Origin of the sequence: Kluyvera sp. CHPC 1.2972 (assembly GCF_036759925.1) — a bacterium.
GTDB lineage: Bacteria > Pseudomonadota > Gammaproteobacteria > Enterobacterales > Enterobacteriaceae > Kluyvera.
Window position 1 is genome coordinate 398,344 of the sequence record NZ_JAPKIB010000003.1, and the last position, 20,765, is coordinate 419,108.

Annotated in this window: 18 protein-coding genes; 4 read left to right on the forward strand and 14 right to left on the reverse strand. The window is 55.5% G+C overall.

Annotation, left to right across the window (positions count from 1 at the left end; genetic code table 11):
* Positions 1-116: 116 nt before the first annotated feature.
* Positions 117-3,563, forward strand: a complete 3,447-nt coding sequence (mfd, locus tag V6944_RS07990) for a transcription-repair coupling factor (RefSeq protein WP_333498563.1) — start codon at positions 117-119, stop codon at positions 3,561-3,563.
* A 284-nt stretch (positions 3,564-3,847) separates the two neighbouring features.
* Positions 3,848-6,031: a ferric-rhodotorulic acid/ferric-coprogen receptor FhuE gene (gene fhuE / locus V6944_RS07995; RefSeq protein WP_333498564.1), complete on the forward strand. Its 2,184-nt coding sequence runs from the start codon at positions 3,848-3,850 to the stop codon at positions 6,029-6,031.
* A gap of 181 nt (positions 6,032-6,212) precedes the next feature.
* Here fhuE and ptsG read toward each other — a convergent pair whose 3' ends face one another.
* The 14 genes from ptsG to yceD all read right to left on the reverse strand — a co-directional run bounded on the left by ptsG (position 6,213) and on the right by yceD (position 18,708).
* Entirely contained in the window at positions 6,213-7,646 is a 1,434-nt protein-coding gene (gene ptsG / locus V6944_RS08000) for a PTS glucose transporter subunit IIBC (RefSeq protein WP_220440298.1), read from the reverse strand.
* A gap of 319 nt (positions 7,647-7,965) precedes the next feature.
* Positions 7,966-8,760: a metal-dependent hydrolase gene (locus V6944_RS08005; protein ID WP_333498565.1), complete on the reverse strand. Its 795-nt coding sequence runs from the start codon at positions 8,758-8,760 to the stop codon at positions 7,966-7,968.
* A 10-nt stretch (positions 8,761-8,770) separates the two neighbouring features.
* Positions 8,771-9,775, reverse strand: coding sequence for a DNA polymerase III subunit delta' (gene holB, locus V6944_RS08010; RefSeq protein WP_333498566.1), 1,005 nt, complete (start codon positions 9,773-9,775; stop codon positions 8,771-8,773).
* Entirely contained in the window at positions 9,772-10,413 is a 642-nt protein-coding gene (gene tmk, locus V6944_RS08015) for a dTMP kinase (RefSeq protein WP_333498567.1), read from the reverse strand. The genes holB and tmk overlap by 4 nt, the downstream gene beginning before the upstream one ends.
* Positions 10,403-11,425 (reverse strand): cell division protein YceG, encoded by a 1,023-nt coding sequence (gene yceG / locus V6944_RS08020; protein ID WP_333498568.1) that lies wholly within the window; start codon positions 11,423-11,425, stop codon positions 10,403-10,405. Before yceG ends, tmk begins: the two co-directional genes overlap by 11 nt.
* Before the next feature lies 1 nt (position 11,426).
* The gene (pabC, locus tag V6944_RS08025; RefSeq protein WP_333498569.1) at positions 11,427-12,236 is read right to left on the reverse strand and encodes an aminodeoxychorismate lyase; all 810 of its coding nucleotides are present in this window, start codon (positions 12,234-12,236) and stop codon (positions 11,427-11,429) included.
* A gap of 141 nt (positions 12,237-12,377) precedes the next feature.
* Positions 12,378-13,619 (reverse strand): beta-ketoacyl-ACP synthase II, encoded by a 1,242-nt coding sequence (fabF, locus tag V6944_RS08030; protein WP_185666409.1) that lies wholly within the window; start codon positions 13,617-13,619, stop codon positions 12,378-12,380.
* 88 nt (positions 13,620-13,707) lie between these two features.
* A complete protein-coding gene (gene acpP / locus V6944_RS08035; protein ID WP_000103754.1) occupies positions 13,708-13,944 on the reverse strand; it encodes an acyl carrier protein in 237 nt (78 codons plus the stop codon).
* A 209-nt stretch (positions 13,945-14,153) separates the two neighbouring features.
* Positions 14,154-14,888, reverse strand: a complete 735-nt coding sequence (gene fabG, locus V6944_RS08040) for a 3-oxoacyl-ACP reductase FabG (protein WP_035894171.1) — start codon at positions 14,886-14,888, stop codon at positions 14,154-14,156.
* A 10-nt stretch (positions 14,889-14,898) separates the two neighbouring features.
* Positions 14,899-15,828, reverse strand: coding sequence for an ACP S-malonyltransferase (gene fabD, locus V6944_RS08045; protein WP_333498570.1), 930 nt, complete (start codon positions 15,826-15,828; stop codon positions 14,899-14,901).
* 17 nt (positions 15,829-15,845) lie between these two features.
* On the reverse strand, positions 15,846-16,799 hold the full coding sequence (locus V6944_RS08050) for a beta-ketoacyl-ACP synthase III (protein WP_333498571.1): 954 nt from the start codon (positions 16,797-16,799) through the stop codon (positions 15,846-15,848).
* A 59-nt stretch (positions 16,800-16,858) separates the two neighbouring features.
* A complete protein-coding gene (gene plsX, locus V6944_RS08055) occupies positions 16,859-17,917 on the reverse strand; it encodes a phosphate acyltransferase PlsX (protein WP_333498572.1) in 1,059 nt (352 codons plus the stop codon).
* Between the two features lie 79 nt (positions 17,918-17,996).
* Positions 17,997-18,170 carry a 50S ribosomal protein L32 gene (gene rpmF / locus V6944_RS08060; RefSeq protein ID WP_003036242.1) on the reverse strand — a complete coding sequence of 58 codons (174 nt, stop codon included), beginning with the start codon at positions 18,168-18,170 and terminating at the stop codon, positions 17,997-17,999.
* A gap of 16 nt (positions 18,171-18,186) precedes the next feature.
* A complete protein-coding gene (gene yceD / locus V6944_RS08065) occupies positions 18,187-18,708 on the reverse strand; it encodes a 23S rRNA accumulation protein YceD (protein WP_333498573.1) in 522 nt (173 codons plus the stop codon).
* A 142-nt stretch (positions 18,709-18,850) separates the two neighbouring features.
* On the opposite strand from yceD, the gene V6944_RS08070 reads away from it, so the two are divergent.
* Both V6944_RS08070 and V6944_RS08075 read left to right on the forward strand, forming a co-directional pair.
* Positions 18,851-19,435: a Maf family protein gene (locus tag V6944_RS08070; protein WP_333498574.1), complete on the forward strand. Its 585-nt coding sequence runs from the start codon at positions 18,851-18,853 to the stop codon at positions 19,433-19,435.
* Between the two features lie 163 nt (positions 19,436-19,598).
* Positions 19,599-20,747: a dienelactone hydrolase family protein gene (locus V6944_RS08075; protein WP_333498575.1), complete on the forward strand. Its 1,149-nt coding sequence runs from the start codon at positions 19,599-19,601 to the stop codon at positions 20,745-20,747.
* Positions 20,748-20,765: the final 18 nt, after the last annotated feature.

Genomic DNA, 20,765 nt, shown 5'->3' on the forward strand with positions numbered 1-20,765 from the left:
TCCGCCGGATTCATCATTTTATGCGGTTGCACTCCCGCCGCCATCACGGATAATAAGTACAGCAAATTTATATTATTACCGTGAGAACACGGCTTTCTGGAGAACGTGCGCCGACTATGCCTGAACATGCCCGTTACGACCTACCGAGTAAACCTGGCGACCAGCGCCAGCTTGGCGAACTGACCGGTGCCGCCTGCGCGACGCTGGTGGCAGAGATTGCTGAACGTCACGCAGGCCCGGTGATCCTTATTGCCCCGGATATGCAAAATGCGCTGCGTTTGCACGACGAAATCGGCCAGTTCACCGACAATCTGGTGATGAATCTCGCCGACTGGGAAACGCTGCCTTACGACAGCTTCTCCCCGCATCAGGACATTATCTCCTCACGCCTGTCGACGCTATACCAGCTGCCAACCATGCAGCGCGGCGTACTGATTGTGCCGGTCAGCACGCTGATGCAGCGCGTCTGCCCACACAGTTTCCTGCATGGCCACGCGCTGGTGATGAAAAAAGGCCAGCGCCTGTCACGCGACGCGCTGCGTAATCAGCTCGAAGGCGCAGGCTATCGCCACGTTGATCAGGTGATGGAGCACGGGGAGTACGCCACCCGCGGCGCGCTGCTTGATCTCTATCCGATGGGCAGCGAGCAGCCATACCGCCTCGACTTCTTCGACGATGAAATCGACAGCCTGCGCGTCTTCGACGTCGACAGCCAGCGCACGCTCGAAGAAGTGGACGCCATTAACCTGCTGCCAGCGCACGAATTCCCGACCGATAAAACCGCCATCGAACTGTTCCGCAGCCAATGGCGCGATAAGTTCGACGTCAAGCGCGACGCCGAACATATCTATCAGCAGGTCAGCAAAGGCACGCTGCCTGCCGGTATTGAATACTGGCAGCCGCTGTTCTTCAGCGAACCGCTGCCGCCGCTATTCAGCTACTTCCCGGCCAATACGCTACTGGTTAATACCGGTGATATCGACGCCAGCGCGAACCGCTTCCAGGCCGATACCCAGGCGCGATTTGAAAACCGCGGCGTCGACCCGATGCGTCCGCTGCTGCCGCCTGCCCAACTCTGGCTGAAAACGGATGAGCTAAACAGCGAGCTGAAAAAATGGCCGCGCGTACAGCTCAAAACCGAGAGCCTGCCGAAGAAAGCCGCCAACACTAACCTCGGCTTCCAGCCGCTGCCAGAGCTTGCCGTTCAGGCGCAGAACAAGTCGCCGCTGGAGAGCCTGCGTAAGTTTATTGAGTCGTTTACCGGCCCGGTGATTTTCTCGGTAGAGAGCGAGGGCCGTCGTGAAGCACTGGGTGAACTGCTGTCGCGCATTAAGCTGGCGCCAAAACGTATTCAGCGTCTGGATGAAGCCACCGGCAACAACCGCTATCTGATGATTGGCGCCGCCGAGCATGGTTTTATCGATACCCAGAATAACCTGGCGTTAATCTGCGAAAGCGACTTGCTCGGCGAGCGCGTGGCGCGACGTCGTCAGGATGCGCGTCGCACCATTAACCCGGACACGCTTATCCGCAACCTGGCGGAACTGCATATTGGCCAGCCGGTGGTCCACCTGGAGCACGGCGTTGGCCGCTATGCCGGGATGACCACGCTGGAAGCAGGCGGGATTACCGGCGAGTATCTGATGCTCACCTACGCCAGCGATGCCAAGCTGTACGTGCCGGTCTCTTCGCTGCACCTTATCAGCCGCTACGCGGGCGGTGCGGAAGAGAACGCGCCGCTGCATAAGCTGGGCGGCGACGCCTGGACGCGCGCGCGGCAGAAAGCCGCCGAGAAGGTGCGCGACGTAGCGGCCGAACTGCTGGATATCTACGCCCAGCGCGCCGCCAAAGAGGGCTTTGCCTTCAAACACGACCGTGAGCAGTATCAGCTGTTCTGCGATAGCTTCCCGTTTGAGACCACGCCGGATCAGGCACAGGCGATTAACGCGGTGCTGAGCGACATGTGCCAGCCGCTGGCGATGGACCGACTGGTGTGCGGCGACGTGGGCTTTGGTAAAACCGAAGTCGCCATGCGTGCCGCCTTCCTCGCGGTTGAAAACCATAAGCAGGTTGCGGTACTGGTGCCAACCACCCTGCTTGCCCAGCAGCACTACGACAACTTCCGCGACCGTTTCGCCAACTGGCCGGTGCGCATTGAGATGCTGTCGCGCTTCCGGAGCGCCAAAGAGCAGACGCAAATTCTGGCCGAAGCCGCCGAGGGTAAAATCGATATTCTGATCGGTACCCATAAGCTACTGCAAAGCGACGTTAAGCTGCGTGACCTGGGCCTGTTGATTGTCGATGAAGAACACCGCTTTGGCGTGCGCCATAAAGAGCGCATTAAGGCGATGCGCGCCGACGTCGATATTCTGACCCTGACTGCCACACCGATTCCGCGTACGCTGAACATGGCGATGAGCGGCATGCGCGATCTGTCGATTATTGCTACCCCACCGGCCCGCCGTCTGGCGGTGAAAACCTTCGTGCGCGAGTACGACAGCCTGGTGGTGCGCGAAGCGATTCTGCGTGAAACGCTGCGCGGCGGTCAGGTTTACTACCTGTTCAACGACGTTGAAAACATTCAGAAAGCCGCCGATAAGCTGGCGGAGCTGGTGCCGGAAGCGCGTATCGCCATCGGCCACGGGCAGATGCGCGAGCGCGAGCTGGAACGGGTGATGAACGATTTCCACCACCAGCGTTTCAACGTGCTGGTGTGTACCACCATCATCGAAACCGGTATCGACATCCCAACCGCCAACACCATTATCATCGAGCGGGCGGACCACTTCGGCCTGGCCCAGCTGCACCAGCTGCGCGGTCGCGTCGGTCGTTCGCACCACCAGGCCTACGCCTGGCTGCTGACGCCGCATCCGAAAGCGATGACCACCGATGCGCAAAAACGTCTGGAAGCCATCGCCTCACTGGAAGACCTTGGCGCGGGCTTCGCGCTGGCGACCCACGACCTTGAAATTCGTGGTGCGGGTGAACTGCTCGGCGAAGATCAAAGTGGCTCCATGGAGACCATCGGCTTCTCGCTATATATGGAGCTGCTGGAAAACGCCGTCGATGCACTCAAAGAGGGCCGCGAGCCATCGCTGGAGGATTTGACCAGCCAGCAAACCGAGGTCGAACTGCGCATGCCGTCGCTGCTGCCGGATGATTTTATTCCGGACGTCAACACCCGCCTGTCGTTCTACAAGCGGGTAGCTAGCGCGAAGGGCGAGAATGAGTTGGACGAAATCAAGGTTGAGCTGATTGACCGCTTCGGCCTACTGCCCGATGCCGCGCGCAACCTGCTGGATATCGCCCGTTTACGCCAGCAGGCGCAGAAGCTCGGGATCCGCAAGCTCGAAGGCAATGAGAAAGGCGGCGTGATTGAGTTTGCCGAGAAGAATCACGTGAACCCGACGTGGTTGATTGGTCTGCTGCAAAAACAGCCGCAGCACTATCGTCTCGACGGCCCGACGCGCCTGAAGTTCTTCCAGGACCTGAGCGAGCGTAAAACGCGTATGGAGTGGGTGCGCCAGTTTATGCGCCAGCTTGAAGAGAACGCGATCGCCTGAGTCTCCCCCTGCCGGGTGGCGCGACGCTTACCCGGCTCACTCCCCTGCTGATGTTGGCCCGGTAAGCGCAGCGCCACCGGGCAATCTCCCAGAACACCTCTAAACCTGCCTACTGAAAAACCGTTTCATTTCCTGTTATATCCCGACTTACTTTTGTTTACATTTGAATAAAAATGCGTATATTTCTCGTTTGCATTTACTTTCAAATGCGCAGTGGCATATTTCATTGACCGCGGCCACAGAGCTGCGGGACACAACAACACTCGTTTGATTAAGGACTTACCATGTCTTTTTCTTCCAACACCCGGAACGGACGTCTCACGCCGTCATTGCTGGCGATGGGCGTCACCCTGGCGCTCTACCCTGGCCTCAGCATCGCGGCAAGCAGCAACGAAGATACCATCATCGTCGATGGCTCAACGGACAGCGGCACGACTGACGATGCGCAGGACTACAGCGTAAAATCGACCACTGCTGGCACTAAAATGCAGATGATCCAGCGCGATATCCCGCAGTCGGTCAGCGTTGTCAGCGAACAGCGCATGCAGGATCAGCAGCTACAGACGCTCGGCGATGTGATGAACAACACCATCGGTATCACCAGCAGCCAGGCCGACTCCGACCGCACCAGCTACTTCTCCCGCGGTTTTGCGATTGATAACTATATGGTCGATGGCATTCCGACCTATTTTGAATCTCGCTGGAATCTGGGCGATGCGCTTTCCGATACCGCTCTGTTTGAACGTGTAGAAGTGGTTCGCGGGGCAAATGGGCTGATGACGGGGACAGGAAACCCTTCCGCCTCCATTAACATGATCCGTAAACATGCCACCAGCCAGGAATTCAAAGGCAACCTTTCCGCTGAGTACGGTAGCTGGAACAAACAGCGCTATGTTGCCGACCTGCAAAGCCCGCTAACCGATGATGGTAAAGTTCGCGCACGCATCGTTGCTGGCTATCAAAACAATGACTCCTGGCTCGATCGTTATAACAACGATAAAACCTTCTTCTCCGGTATTCTGGATGCGGATCTTGGTGATACCACCAGCCTCTCCGTAGGCTATGAATATCAGCGCATCAACGTTAACAGCCCAACGTGGGGTGGCCTGCCGCGCTGGAATACCGACGGCAGCACTAACCATTATGACCGTGCGCATAGCACCTCACCGGACTGGGCCTACAACGATAAAGACATCAACAAAGTCTTCATGACGCTGACCCAACGCTTTGCCGATACCTGGCAGGCAACGCTGAACGCCACCCACTCAGAGGTGAAGTTCGACAGTAAAATGATGTACATCGATGCCTACGTGAATAAGGCGGACGGCACGCTGGTTGGCCCATACGGTAGCTACGGCAAGGATTATGAATATGTCGGCGGGACGGGCTGGAACAGCGGTAAGCGAAAAGTTGACGCGTTAGATCTGTACGCCGATGGCAGCTATGACCTGTTCGGCCGCCAGCATAATCTGGTACTGGGCGGCAGCTACAGCAAACAAAACAACCGCTATGTCAGCTCCTGGGCTAACGTCTTCCCGGATGCTGTCGGCAACTTCGCTAACTTCGACAGCGCCAATTTCCCAGAGACCAACTGGAACCCGCAAAGCCTGGCGCAGGACGATACCACGCGCATGAAATCGCTGTATGCCGCGACGCGTATCACGCTGGCTGACCCGCTGCACCTGATCGTTGGCGCGCGCTACACCAACTGGAGCGTCGATACGCTGGCCTACAATATGGAGCAAAATCACACCACGCCGTATGCGGGTCTGGTGTTCGATATCAATGATAACTGGTCAACTTACGCCAGCTATACCTCCATCTTCCAGCCGCAAAACGACAAAGACAGCTCGGGCAAATACCTGAAACCGATTACCGGCAACAACTATGAGGTTGGTCTGAAGTCTGACTGGATGGACAGTCGCCTGACCACCACGCTTGCCGTATTCCGTATCGAGCAGGATAACCTGGCGCAGTCTACCGGGGTGCCGATTGCCGGCAGTAATGGTGAGATTGCTTATACCACCGCCGACGGTACCGTCAGCAAAGGCGTTGAGTTTGAACTCAACGGCGCGCTGACCGATAACTGGCAGATGACCTTTGGTGCCACCCGCTATGTGGCTGAAGACAATGAAGGCAATGCGGTAAACCCTAACCTGCCGCGCACCACCGTGAAGCTGTTCACCAGCTACCGCCTGCCGTCCGTACCTGAGTTGACCGTTGGCGGCGGCGTTAACTGGCAGAACCGCGTCTATAAAGACACCGTTACCCCATTTGGCACCTTCCGCGCTGAACAGGGAAGCTATGCGCTGGTAGACCTGTTCACCCGTTACCAGGTGACTAAAAACTTTGCGCTGCAGGGCAACCTCAACAACCTGTTTGATAAAACCTACGATACCAATATCGACGGTTCTATCGTCTACGGTGAGCCGCGCAACGTGAGCATTACGGCTAGCTATCAGTTCTGATTTTTGTCAGCCTGAGCACGATGTTCCCCGGGGTCGGCGCATGCGCGCCTCGCCCGGGCTACAGGTTTCCATGTAGCCCGGCCAAGCGAAGCGCCGCCGGGATTGACTCCCATCTCACAGACGTAAAAAAGGCAGCCATTCGGCTGCCTTAGTCTCCCCAATCTTACGACCTCGTAATCAATTAGTGATTACGAATATAGTCGTCCATCTCGGTTTTCAGGTTATCGGATTTAGTACCGAAAATCGCCTGAACGCCGGAACCTGCAACCACCACGCCAGCAGCGCCCAGTTTTTTCAGGCCAGCCTGATCAACTTTCGCTACATCGGCTACGCTCACGCGCAGACGGGTGATACATGCATCAAGGTTCGTGATGTTTTCTTTACCGCCGAAGGCTGCAATCAGCGCCGGAGCCATTTCACTGGTTGCGGTTGCTTTGGTGTCTTCAGTGTTATCTTCACGACCCGGGGTTTTCAGGTCCAGTGCTTTAATCAGCACGCGGAAGACAACGTAGTAAACGATCGCATAGCAGATACCGACGATCGGGAACAGCCACAGTTTGCTGCTGTTACCGGACAGTACGATAAAGTCGATCAGGCCGTGAGAGAACGACGTACCGTCACGCATACCCAGCAGGATACAGATCGGGAACGCCAGACCAGCCAGAATCGCGTGGATGATGTACAGAATCGGCGCAACGAACATGAAGGAGAACTCGATCGGCTCGGTAATACCGGTCAGGAACGAGGTCAGCGCTGCGGAGATCATGATACCGCCCACTTTTGCACGGTTCTCTGGTTTAGCAGAGTGCCAGATGGCAATCGCCGCAGCCGGCAGGCCGTACATTTTGAACAGGAAGCCGCCGGACAGTTTGCCCGCAGTCGGGTCACCTGCCATGTAGCGAGGGATATCACCGTGGAATACCTGGCCTGCGGCGTTGGTGTATTCACCAATCTGCATCTGGAATGGAACGTTCCAGATGTGGTGCAGACCGAACGGCACCAGGCAGCGCTCGATGAAGCCGTAGATACCAAACGCCACAACCGGGTTCTGGTAAGCAGCCCACTGAGAGAAGGTCTGGATAGCAGTACCGATTGGTGGCCAGATGAAGGACAGGATCACACCGGTAAAGATAGCGGCCAGACCTGAGATGATCGGTACAAAGCGCTTGCCCGCGAAGAAGCCCAGATATTCTGGCAGCTTGATGCGGTAGAAGCGGTTGAACATGTACGCAGCAATTGCACCGGAGATAATACCGCCAAGAACACCGGTATCAGCCAGGTGTTTAGCGGTGATTTCTTCAGCCGGTAAATGCAGTACCAGCGGCGCAACCACAGCCATGGTTTTCACCATGATGCCATAAGCGACGACTGAGGCGAGTGCGGATACGCCATCGTTATTGGTGAAGCCTAATGCCACACCGATAGCGAAGATAAGCGGCATGTTAGCAAAAACAGAACCGCCTGCTTCTGCCATAACATGAGAGACGACGGCTGGCAGCCAGCTGAAGTTTGCGGAACCGACGCCCAGCAGGATACCTGCGATAGGCAGCACGGAAACCGGCAGCATCAGCGATTTACCGACCTTCTGCAGGTTAGCAAATGCATTCTTAAACATAATTAGGAGTGCTCCTGAGTATTTGTACTTTTGTTATACACGTTGTGTATATCTACGTTTTCACGCATTGGTGAGAGGGGAGAGACTCACCAGGGACAGGACATCTAAGTGCCCTTTTTATTTATTACACAGAGTAAAATAATTCACTCCGGTTTTGTTTGACGGCTATCACGTTTCAAAGAGCTATGGCGTAAAATCTTAATCTTCTTTACATAAAACGTGTCTGTATGTTTCAGAAATAACATTCACCGCCACTTTTATGGCGGTGAACTGTACTCGCTTTGTCTATTAATTACGAGCAATAAAATAAGCTATGAAATCAGGCAGATTGCAGGCGGGATGGGCCGATGTGGAAAAGGCGGGCAAAGTTATCGGTCGTCTGCAGCGCAAGCTGCTCAAGGCTTACGCCCTTCAGCACCGCCATGTACTCTGCCACGTCTCGTACCATCGCTGGCTGGTTCTCTTTACCACGATGCGGTACCGGAGCCAGGTACGGGGAATCGGTCTCAACCAGCAGCCTGTCCAGCGGTACATAGCGTGCGGCATCGCGAAGCTGCTCCGCATTACGGAAAGTGACAATGCCGGAAAACGAGATATAGAAACCCATATCCAGCAGCTTACCCGCCGTCTCTCTATCTTCAGTGAAACAGTGTAGTACACCGCCGCAATCCGTCACCTTTTCTTCCTGCAGAATAGCCAGGGTGTCGGCACGCGCATCGCGGGTATGTACGATGACCGGCTTGTTCAGCTCGCGGCCAATCTGAATGTGCTGGCGAAAAGAGAGTTGCTGCTGCGCTTTGGTTTCCGGCGTGTAGAAGTAGTCCAGCCCGGTTTCCCCCATCGCAACCACGCCCTCTTCCGCCGCCAGACGACGCAGTTCTTCGACATCGTACGGCTCGTCCTGATTCAGTGGGTGAACGCCGCAGGAGAAGACCACTTCCGGGCGATTACCCACCAGCTCACGCATGCTGCGATAGCCAGGTATGGTAGTGGCGACTGCAAGGGCAAAACGGACGTCGCGCGCGGCGGCTTTCGCCATCACATCGTCAACGTCTTTGTGCAGGGATTCATAGTTAAGGCCATCAAGATGGCAATGCGAGTCGACTAAAAACATGGTGTCTCTCTTAGAGGTGGGATACTGGCAGTACCACACCAGGTTGCAAATATTGTTCCCAGCGCAGCAGGCGCTCGGTGAGGATCAATTCCCGGTTCAGCCCCGTCACGCTCAGCAGCTGCTCACGGCAGGTGCAGGCATCGGCGGCTATCACCTGTAGGCGTGAAGCGGATAGCGTGTTCGCCAGTTGATGCACTAAGCCAAGGCTATCGGCGTTGGTCAGCCGCGTAATGTGCTGTTGATGCTTCAGGGCGTCCAGCAGCAGCGACGAGAACCAGTGCAGGCGCGCCACGACTGAATCATGGTTCAGCGTCGGCAAAAGCGCCAGCCAGTCGCCGCTGGTTAAGGTGGCACTCAGCGCCTGGCAGAGCTTTTTACGCGCCCCCCAACTTTCTGGGGCCAGCAGTTCCAGCGCGGCCGCCGGTGCATGGTCGCACAGGCGCAGCGCGGTGAGCAGCGTCTCGCGCGGCTGGCTGATTTCACGCTCCAGCCACGCCAGCGCATAGGCTTCGCTCGGCGGCGCCAGATGGAATGCGCGACAGCGGCTACGCAACGTCGCCAGCAGGCGCGCGGGCTCTTCGCAGGCGAGGAAGAACCAGGTGTTTTTCGGCGGCTCTTCCAGCGTTTTTAACAGCGCGTTGGCGGCGGCTTCAGTCAGCAGTGCCGCATCGGCAATCCACACCACTTTCGCCCCGCCAAGGCGTGAATGTTCGTACAGCTTTTCGCTGGTGTCGCGCACCGCGTCGATGCCCAACGTGCTTTTGCCTTTCTCCGGCTGCAGCACGTAGTAATCCGGGTGCGTCCCCGCCTGCATCAGCTGGCAGCTATGGCACTGACCGCAGCTTTTATGCCCGTCGGGGGTCTGGCACATCAGAAAACGGGTGATGGCGTAGGCCAGTGAATCAGCCCCCATTCCGCCGCGCGCCTGAATCAGCAGCGCGTGGTGACCCCGTCCAGCCTGGTAGCTTGCGACAAGCTGCTCAAACGGTGGGCGTAACCACGGATACCATTTCATGCCTGCTGCTCCGCAACCCAGGCGGTAACCGCCGCGCGGATATCGTTCATCACGTTGTCCAGCGGCTGGGTGGCATCAACGGTAATAATGCTGCTATCTTCCGCCGCCAGCTCCAGATAACGGGCGCGGGTGCGGTTGAAAAAGTTCAGCGATTCCTGCTCAATACGGTCGAGGTCACCACGCGCACGCGCGCGCTTCAGGCCTACTTCCGGCGTCACGTCGAGATAAATAGTCAGGTTCGGACGAAAATCGCCGAGCACGGTATTGCGCAGCGTCGCCAGCATCTCTCTATCGATACCGCGACCACCGCCCTGATAGGCCTGAGTGGAGAGATCGTGACGGTCGCCAATGACCCACTTCCCGCTCGCCAGTGCCGGTTTGATTACCGTTTCAACCAGTTGGACGCGCGCGGCGTAGAACATCAGCACTTCCGCTTTATCGGTAATCACTTCGTCGCCGACTGATTTGATGTCCAGCACCAGGCTGCGCAGTTTTTCTGCCAGCACTGTGCCGCCCGGTTCACGGGTGAACAGCAGATCGTTTACGCCGAGGTCGCGAAGCGTTTCGACAACCACGTCGCGAGCGGTGGTTTTGCCCGCCCCTTCCAGTCCTTCAATGACGATGTAATTACTGCGCATTTTTATCCTTTAGCACTTTCAGGTAATCCTGTACCGAGCGGTTATGGCTCGCAAGATTGGTATTAAACGTATGCCCGCCTTTGCCGTCGGCCACAAAATAGAGGTACGGCGTTTTTGCCGGATGCGCGGCGGCATTCAGCGAGGCTTCGCCAGGGCTAGCAATCGCCCCCGGCGGCAGGCCAGAAATCGTGTAGGTATTATACGCGGTTGGGGTCTCAAGATCCTTACGGGAAAGCTTTCCATCGTAGCGCTCACCCATGCCGTAAATAACGGTTGGATCGGTTTGCAGACGCATGCCAATGCGCAGGCGGTTGATAAACACCGACGCTACGCGATCGCGCTCTTCGGGTACCGCGGTCTCTTTCTCAATAATCGAGGCCATCGTCACCAGCTGATTTTTGTCATTGTACGGCAGGTTATCCGCCCGCCCTTCCCAGACTTTATCGACCTGCGAGACCATTTTCTGGTGCGCGCGCTTGAGGATAGCCACATCGCTGGTGTTGGCGGTGTACATCCAGGTGTCAGGCCAGAACCAGCCTTCCACCCATTGCGGGTTATCGAACTTAAGCGCTTCGGCCACCGTGGCGTATTTATCGTCGCTCAACGTGTGTTTGATGTACGGTGCTTCACGCAGCTGCTTGAGATAGTCGCTGAGGCGCATCCCTTCCACAAAACGCAGCGGGAACTGCGCCTCTTTGCCGCTACCCAGCAGCTGCAGCATTTCACGCACGGTCATCTGCGGCGTTAAGCGGTAGGTGCCAGCCTTAAAGTGGGAAAGCTCTGGTTCAAGACGCAGCAGCCACTGGAACACCCGTGGACGGTTAAGCACTTTTTCAGCGTAAAGCTGGTCGCCTAGCGCCAGTCGCCCGGTGCCGGTTTTTAGCGTAAAGATGGTCTCATCTTTAATCAGGAGGGTGCTGTTGGCGAGCTGTCGGACTTTCCACACGCCGACACCGGCGGCGATACCCAGAATAACCAACAGTAACAAAACTACGCGTAACATTTTCTTCATGCTAATCAGGCGACTCACAAAGTGGGGCTAGAAATTGGTAAAGTTCGCGGGCAGGCCATTGTTGCTCCGCGTAGCGCTGAACGGGGATAAGCGGCATCAGCGCATTACAAATAAGCACTTCATCCGCATCCGCTATCGCCGTCAGTGGCGCATTCACTTCGACAACGTGAAACGCCGAGCGTGCCAGCTGCGCAATAATAAACTGACGCATAATCCCATCCACTCCGGCCTGATCCAGGCGCGGCGTAAACACATCCCGTCCGCAGCGCCAGAACAGATTGGCGGCACAGCATTCCGTAAGCCACCCGTCGCTGTCAAGGACAAGGGCCTCATCAGCCGTTGTCTGCTCAAGATGAGAACGGATCAGCACCTGCTCGAGGCGATTAAGGTGCTTAAGCCCGGCGAGATACGGGTTACGGCCAAGCGTTACCGGGCTGAGTGCAAGCGTAATCCCCTCCGCTTTCCAGCGCGCATAATGGGCAGGAGTTGCCGAGGTAGAAAGTATCCGCGTCGGCGTCTGGCAAGCGCTGCCGCTGTAGCCGCGACCACCTGCTCCGCGGCTTAGGATGATTTTGAGTACGCCATTTTGCAGACGCTGCGCCAGCATCACCATCTCATCGCTGAGTGTTGACCATGATTCGAAGGGAATGGCTAGTCGCCGACAGGCGGATTGCAGGCGGGCAATATGCGCAGGCAGAAGCTGAACCCTGCCGTTGACCACTCTGGCGGTGGTAAAGCAGCCGTCGCCGAACTGGGTTGCGCGATCGTTCACCGCGAGGGTGTTCTGCGCGAGGCCATTAATCAAGAACATAGCGGCTCCTTATTGATGGTCGGGTAGTGTCGCAGGATGAAACGCGTTGAACAAGCAGAGAAAGCTGAATAAAAAAAGGCCCGACAGGCGGGCCTTAATCGATGCGTTGTCTGATAGCGCGTCGCCATCAGACAATCAGGCTCATACCTTTTTGAAGATCAGTGAACCGTTGGTACCACCAAAGCCGAAGGAGTTACACAGGGTGTACTCCATACCGCTGACCTGACGCGCTTCGTGAGGCACGAAGTCCAGGTCACAACCTTCATCCGGGTTATCCAGGTTGATGGTTGGCGGAACAGCCTGATCGCGAAGTGCCAGGATAGAGTAGATAGATTCTACTGCGCCCGCAGCACCCAGCAGGTGACCGGTCATAGACTTAGTGGAGCTGACCATTACACGGCTAGCAGCGTCGCCGAAGACAGACTTAACGGCCTGCGCTTCTGCTTTATCACCTGCTGGCGTCGAAGTCCCGTGGGCGTTCACGTAGCCAATCTGACCCGCGTCAATGCCTGCGTCGCGGATGGCGTTAACCATCGCCAGCGCTGCACCTGCGCCGTTTTCCGGCGGTGAGGTCATGTGGTACGCATCGCTGCTCATACCGAAGCCAACGACTTCAGCATAGATTTTCGCGCCACGTTTTTTCGCGTGTTCGTACTCTTCCAGTACGACCATGCCTGCGCCGTCACCCAGCACAAAGCCATCACGCTCTTTATCCCACGGACGGCTCGCCGCCTGCGGGTTATCGTTACGCGTAGACAGCGCACGCGCCGCACCGAAACCGCCAACGCCCAGAGGGGTACTGGCTTTTTCAGCGCCACCAGCAACCATCGCATCCGCATCGCCATAAGCGATGATACGCGCAGCCTGGCCGATGTTGTGCACACCGGAAGTACAGGCAGTCGCGATGGAGATGCTTGGCCCACGCAAACCGAACATGATGGTCAGGTGACCTGCCACCATGTTAACAATCGTCGACGGAACGAAGAACGGGCTGATCTTACGCGGACCACCATTCACCAGAGAGGTGTGGTTTTCTTCGATAAGACCGAGACCGCCAATACCGGAGCCGATAGCGGCGCCAATACGGTGGGCGTTCTCTTCCGTAATTTCAAGGCCAGAATCCTGCATGGCCTGAACGCCAGCGACAATTCCATATTGAATGAAGGCATCCATCTTGCGCTGTTCTTTGCGCGAGATAATGTCATCACAGTTAAAATCCTTTACTAAGCCAGCAAATTTGGTTGCATAGGCGCTAGTATCGAAATGGTCGATCAGGCTGATGCCACTCTGACCGGCAAGGAGAGCTTTCCAGGTAGACTCTACGGTATTGCCGACAGGAGACAACATGCCCAGTCCGGTCACAACTACACGACGCTTAGACACGTTTGTCCTCCAGGGAGGGATAAAATAGATACTTGTGGGACAAAAAGATAAAACTCAGGCGGTCGAATGACCGCCTGGAGATGTTCACTTACGCCTGGTGACCGTTGATGTAATCAATGGCAGCCTGAACGGTGGTGATTTTCTCAGCTTCTTCGTCCGGAATCTCAGTATCAAACTCTTCTTCCAGAGCCATTACCAGCTCAACGGTGTCAAGAGAATCTGCGCCCAGGTCTTCAACGAAGGAAGCATTGTTGGTCACTTCTTCCTGCTTAACGCCCAGCTGTTCGCCGATGATTTTCTTAACGCGTTCTTCGATAGTGCTCATACTCTTAAATTTCCTATCAAAACTCGCTTTCGCGATGGTTTTCGTAGTGTATAAAATGTTGAAAAATTTGCAACTAAATCCCGGCAGGTCGTACCACGATTTTACGCTATTTTGAGGGTGTTTGCCCTCATAACGCAAATGATTTTGCACTAATCATACTCAGACATACGTAGATTGCCCGTTGTCTGAGCACTTTGTGCAAAACACAATCAGACCATGTACATCCCGCCGTTTACGTGCAACGTTTCACCAGTGATGTAACTTGCTTCGTCGGAGGCCAAAAATGCAACCGCACTAGCGATTTCATTTGGAGTGCCGAGGCGCCCCGCAGGAACTGCCGCCAGTGTACCCGCACGCTGCTCATCGGTCAGCGCACGCGTCATGTCCGTTTCAATAAAGCCCGGAGCAACAACGTTCACAGTAATACCGCGTGACGCAACTTCACGCGCCAGTGATTTACTGAAGCCGATCAGACCCGCTTTCGCCGCAGCGTAGTTAGCCTGACCTGCATTTCCCATGGTACCAACCACAGAACCGATAGTGATGATACGCCCATGACGCTTTTTCATCATAGCGCGCATTACCGCTTTTGACAGACGGAAAACAGATGACAGGTTGGTTTCGATAATATCGTTCCACTCGTCATCTTTCATGCGCATTAACAGGTTATCACGAGTAATCCCGGCATTATTGACCAGAATGTCGACTTCGCCAAACTCAGCGCGGATATTTCCGAGAACAGATTCAATAGATGCCGGGTCAGTCACATTCAACAGCAGACCTTTACCGTTTGCACCCAGATAATCGCTAATCGCCTGCGCGCCGCTTTCGCTGGTCGCAGTACCGATAACTTTCGCGCCGCGAGCGACGAGAGTTTCAGCGATTGCGCGGCCAATACCGCGGCTTGCACCCGTTACCAGTGCAATTTTTCCTTCAAAGCTCATGCTTTCCTCTTTATTGCGCAAGTGCCGCTGACAGGGCAGCCGGCTCGTTAATGGCCGATGCAGTCAGGGTATCTACAATACGTTTGGTCAGGCCGGTGAGGACTTTACCCGGACCAACTTCATACAGATGCTCTACGCCTTGGGATGCCATAAACTCAACGGTTTTGGTCCACTGAACCGGGCTGTACAGCTGGCGAACCAGCGCGTCACGAATCGCGTCGGCATCGGTTTCGCACTTCACGTCGACGTTGTTCACAACCGGAACGGTCGGCGCGTTAAAGGTAATTTTCTGCAGCTCTACGGCCAGTTTCTCGGCTGCAGGCTTCATCAGCGCACAGTGGGATGGCACGCTGACCGGCAGCGGCAATGCACGCTTAGCGCCCGCTGCTTTGCAGGCTGCGCCCGCACGTTCAACCGCTTCTTTGTGACCGGCGATAACTACCTGGCCCGGCGAGTTGAAGTTAACCGGAGAAACCACCTGGCCTTCCGCGGACTCTTCGCACGCTTTGGCGATAGACGCATCGTCAAGACCGATGATAGCAGACATGCCGCCGGTACCTTCTGGTACCGCTTCCTGCATGAACTTGCCGCGCATCTCGACCAGACGCACTGCATCAGCAAAAGCAATCACGCCCGCACAAACCAGCGCAGAGTATTCGCCCAGGCTGTGACCGGCCATCAGAGAAGGTGCTTTACCGCCCTGCTGCTGCCACAGACGATACAGGGCAACGGAAGCGGTCAGCAGCGCAGGCTGAGTCTGCCAGGTTTTGTTCAGTTCTTCAGCAGGACCCTGTTGGGTCAGCGCCCATAAATCGTAGCCCAGCGCCGCGGAAGCTTCATGAAAAGTTTCTTCAATAACCGGATAGGTTGCTGCCAGTTCAGACAGCATGCCTACCGCTTGTGAACCCTGACCCGGGAACACGAAAGCGAATTGCGTCATGTTTATAATCCTTATACTTAGAAACGAACCAGCGCAGAACCCCAGGTGAACCCGCCACCGAAGGCCTCGAGCAGCACCAGTTGACCGCGTTTAATGCGACCGTCGCGTACCGCTTCATCAAAGGCACACGGCACGGAAGCGGCGGAGGTGTTGCCATGACGGTCAAGAGTGACGACGACATTGTCCATCGACATGCCGAGCTTCTTCGCCGTCGCGCTGATAATACGTAAGTTCGCCTGGTGCGGCACCAGCCAGTCCAGTTCAGAACGGTCGAGGTTATTGGCTGCCAGCGTTTCATCAACGATGTGCGCCAGTTCAGTGACCGCGACTTTAAAGACTTCGTTACCCGCCATCGTCAGATGGATGGAGTTTTCCGGGTTAACGCGATCGGCGTTAGGCAGCGTCAGCAGCTTACCGTAGCTCCCGTCTGCATGCAGATGGGTAGAGATGATGCCAGGTTCTTCGGACGAACCAAGCACCACGGCGCCCGCGCCGTCACCGAAGATAATGATCGTGCCACGATCGGTAGGATCACAGGTACGTGCCAGCGTATCGGCACCGACCACCAGCGCATATTTCACTGCGCCCGTTTTGACGTACAGATCGGCCACGCTCAGCGCGTAGGTGAAACCTGCGCACGCTGCCGCGACGTCGAATGCCGGTGCGCCTTTCACGCCCAGCATTTCCTGAATCTGACAAGCTGCGCTTGGGAAAGCGTGGGTAGCAGAAGTGGTAGCAACCACAATCAGCCCCAGTTCGCTGGCTTCAATGCCCGCCATTTCCAGCGCGCGTTTTGCCGCTTCGTAACCCAGCGTAGACACGTTTTCATCAGGGCCAGCAATACGGCGCTCACGGATACCTGTACGGGTGACAATCCACTCGTCAGACGTATCAACCATTTTTTCCAGATCGGCGTTAGTCCGCACTTGCTCAGGCAGATAGCTGCCGGTACCAATAATCTTCGTATACATGTACGCTCAGTCACTTTTCGCTAATATAGCCGCCCTATTCAACCATCGGGGCGCTGGCACTATCGGTTACCAGCTTCCAGAGTGTCGAATCCTGCGGGGTATACGGATTCCAGGCGAGCGGCAATTCGCTGAGGAACTTGTCGCTGCACCGCCTGCACTGCCTGTTCTATAGCGATCGCAAAGGCTCGCTGATTGGCTGCACCATGACTCTTAATCACCGTGCCGCGCAATCCTAACAGACAGGCGCCATTATACTGGTCGGGGTTGAGGTGACTGAATCGCCTTGTCAGGCTTTTTTGTAACCAACGCTTTAATAAAAGCAGCCACCACGACCGTTTTTTCCCTTCACTCTGTGATTTCAGCAGCGAGAGGAACACTCTGACAACCCCTTCCATCGTCTTTAAGGTGACGTTACCTGTGAAGCCATCGCAAACCAGCACATCGGTTTTTCCCGTCAACAGCTCATTGGCTTCAAGATAGCCGATATAGTTGAGGGAAGAGATTGTTTTTAACACTAATGAGGCATCACGAATACTATCATGACCCTTAATCTCTTCTTCACCGATGTTCAGTAGCGCAACGCGCGGGTTTTCAATGCCCAACACGTCTTCGCCCATGACCGAACCCATGACGGCAAACTGCACCAGCATGTTACTGTCGCAATCCACGTTGGCACCGAGATCCAGCACCACCGTTTTGCCCTTTTGCTGATGCGGCAGAACCGTCACCAGCGCCGGGCGCTCAATCCCCTGAATGGGCTTGATCAATAATTTTGCCAGCCCCATCAGCGCACCGGTGTTCCCGGCGCTGACGCAGGCTTCAGCCCGCCCTTCTTTCACCATCTCAAGCGCCACGCGCATTGAACTACCGCGGCTATGGCGGATAGCATGCGAGGGCCGCTCATTACTGGCAATAACCGACTGGGCAGGGATAATCTGCAAACGTGAACGTTGTTCAAAGTCAGCTTTGGCAAGTAATGGCGTAATGTCGTCGGGATTACCGACTAAAAGAAGTGAGAGTTGCGGATTAGAACTCAGTGCCTGCAATGCTGCAGGCACTGTCACGGAAGGACCAAAATCGCCCCCCATGACATCTAACGCCAGGGTTAGACGTGTCAAAGTATCGTCGCCGCTTGGTTTGGGTTTCCCCGCGTTAACGGGGAAATTCCTCACTAAGCTTCATCACGCTTTCGCGTGATTACTTAGCGATTACCTTACGGCCACGGTAGAAACCGTCGGCAGTGATGTGGTGACGCAGGTGTTGTTCACCAGAAGTTTTGTCTACAGACAGGCTGGTGACTGCGGTCAGAGCGTCATGGGAACGACGCATGCCACGTTTGGAACGGGTTGGTTTATTCTGTTGTACGGCCATGGACCTTACTCCTCAATTACTTTTGCTTTAAGCTGGCTAATACGGCAAATGGGTTTGGCTTCTGTGCCTCTTCAGGCAATTCACCAAAGACCATGTCCGCCTCGGACACTTCACAGTGTTCAGAATCATGCACCGGAACTACCGGCAAGGCGAGGATGATTTCATCTTCAACCAACGCCAGCAGATCGATTTCACCGAATTCGTTAACCTCAATCGGCTCATACGCTTCCGGGAGTGCCTCAACCTGATCATCATTTTTGACCGGGCTGAAACAATACTTTGTGTAGACATGATGAGTAAACGGTTTCCCGCAACGCTGACATTCTAACGATACCGTCACCTTCACATCACCGGTCAGAACCGCGAGGCGTTGGTTATCGATATCGAAGGACATTTCACATTCTACATCACTGTCCACACTGACTACGGACGCGGCGACGCGCTCCGCCTGATCGGGGGTATAGATACCCTGGTAATCAAGGCGTTTTTGAGCCGTACGAACCGGATCGAGAGTCAGGGGTAATTTTACCTTTTGCATAGGGCGCGCATATTAACTTTGTAACGTCATAGAGTCAAAGAAAAAGGCAGCCTCAGGTTGCCTTTTGCCAATAATTCGCACACATTGCGGCCTATAGTTTAAAATGTCGGAATCTAATTCGCTACCGTCTATTTAAAAAATTATGCCTGAATTGATTCTTGCTTCGACATCCCCCTATCGCAAACAGCTGCTCGAGAAACTCGGCCTACCCTTCGAGTGCGCCGCGCCCGAGGTTGATGAACTGCCGCTACCGGGCGAAACCCCACGCAGCCTGGTCCTGCGACTGGCGCAGGCCAAAGCCCAGGCGCTGGCCGTGCGTTTCCCTAACCATCTGATTATTGGCTCTGACCAGGTCTGTTTGCTCGATGGAGAAATCACCGGTAAACCACACACCGAAGAGAATGCTCGCCTGCAATTAAAAAAGGCCAGTGGCAATGTGGTGACGTTTTATACCGGGCTGGCGCTGTACAATTCGGCTAATGGTCAGTTACAAACGGAATGTGAGCCGTTCGACGTCCATTTTCGCCATTTAAGTGAGCAAGAAATCAACGCCTATATCCGTAAAGAAAACCCGCTCAACTGCGCTGGAAGCTTTAAAAGCGAGGGGTTAGGGATCGCATTATTTGACCGCCTTGAAGGACGCGATCCGAACACGCTGATTGGTTTACCGCTGATTGCACTCTGCAAAATGTTGCGCCGGGAGAGCTTTAACCCACTGGCAGATTAGTGCATTCCCGGCGTCGCTGCGCTCGGCCGAGCTACATTCGGGATAGGTAGCCCGGCCGAGCGCAGCGACGCCGGGAAATCCCCCCACGATCACAGTTTATTTTCTCACCACCATTACAATCCATACCCCACATTGAAACATTGTTTTAATTTAAGGAGAGAGGATGCGTGGCACACCTAAACTGTTATTTATGCTGGCAATGCTGACCGCAGCGCAGGCCAATGCCGTTGATGACTGGCAGCAACAGGGCATTGTCGAGGGGAATCTTCCCGCCAGCTGGCAACAGATGAAAAGCCAGATGCAGTACCCGGATTCGTGGCTTTCTGGACACAAATCCGATTTTAAAACATGGCAACAGCATGCCCGTCAGTTATTTCGTCAGTCGCTTCTCACTCCTGACGCGACCAAACCCTTCGACGCACAAAACATCGCCCGCGAAGACCGGGGCAGCTACACCGCCGAGAAGCTGGCTTTAAACATTACCGACGATAACCGTATCGCCGCGCTGATGCTGACACCAAAATCCCCCGGCCCTCATCCGGCAATCGTCCTGCTCCACGATCACGGTTCGAAATTTGATATCGGTAAAGAGAAGCTAATCCGTCCATGGGGTAACGCCGAACAGCTTGCCAGCGCCCAGGCCTGGGCCGATAAGTTCTTCACCGGCCGTTTTATCGGCGATGAACTGGCAAAGCGTGGCTACGTGGTTATCGCCATCGATAGTCCCGGCTGGGGCGACCGCGGGCCGATGGTGTACGAGCAGCAGCAGGCACTGGCCAGCAACTACTTTAATCTGGGACGTTCTCTGGCGGGGGAAATGGCCTATGAAGATATGCGCACCGTAGACTTCCTCGCCTCACTTAAAGGGGTCGATAGCCAGCGTATCGGCGTGCTCGGCTTCTCAATGGGCGGGTATCGCGCCTGGCAGCTCGCGGCGCTGTCCGATAAGGTCGCCGCCACGGCGGTAATCTCCTGGTTCGGTACCTATAACGGCCTGATGATCCCGGGCAACAACGTGCTGCGCGGCCAGTCGGCCTTTTATATGCTGCATCCGGGCATGGCAGCCAAAATGGATATTCCGGATATCGCCAGCATTGCCGCACCGAAACCAATGCTGATTTTTAGCGGTGGACAGGACAAGCTATTCCCGGCCAGCGCGGTCAACGACGCCTTTGCCAAAGTGCACCGTGTCTGGTCTTCACAACATGCCGACGACAAGCTGGTGACCAAAACCTGGCCAGCGCTCGGCCACGTCTTTTACCAGCAACAGCAGGAGGAAGTGTTCCCGTGGCTGGATAAATGGCTGAAATGAGGGGGAATAAGAGGGTCT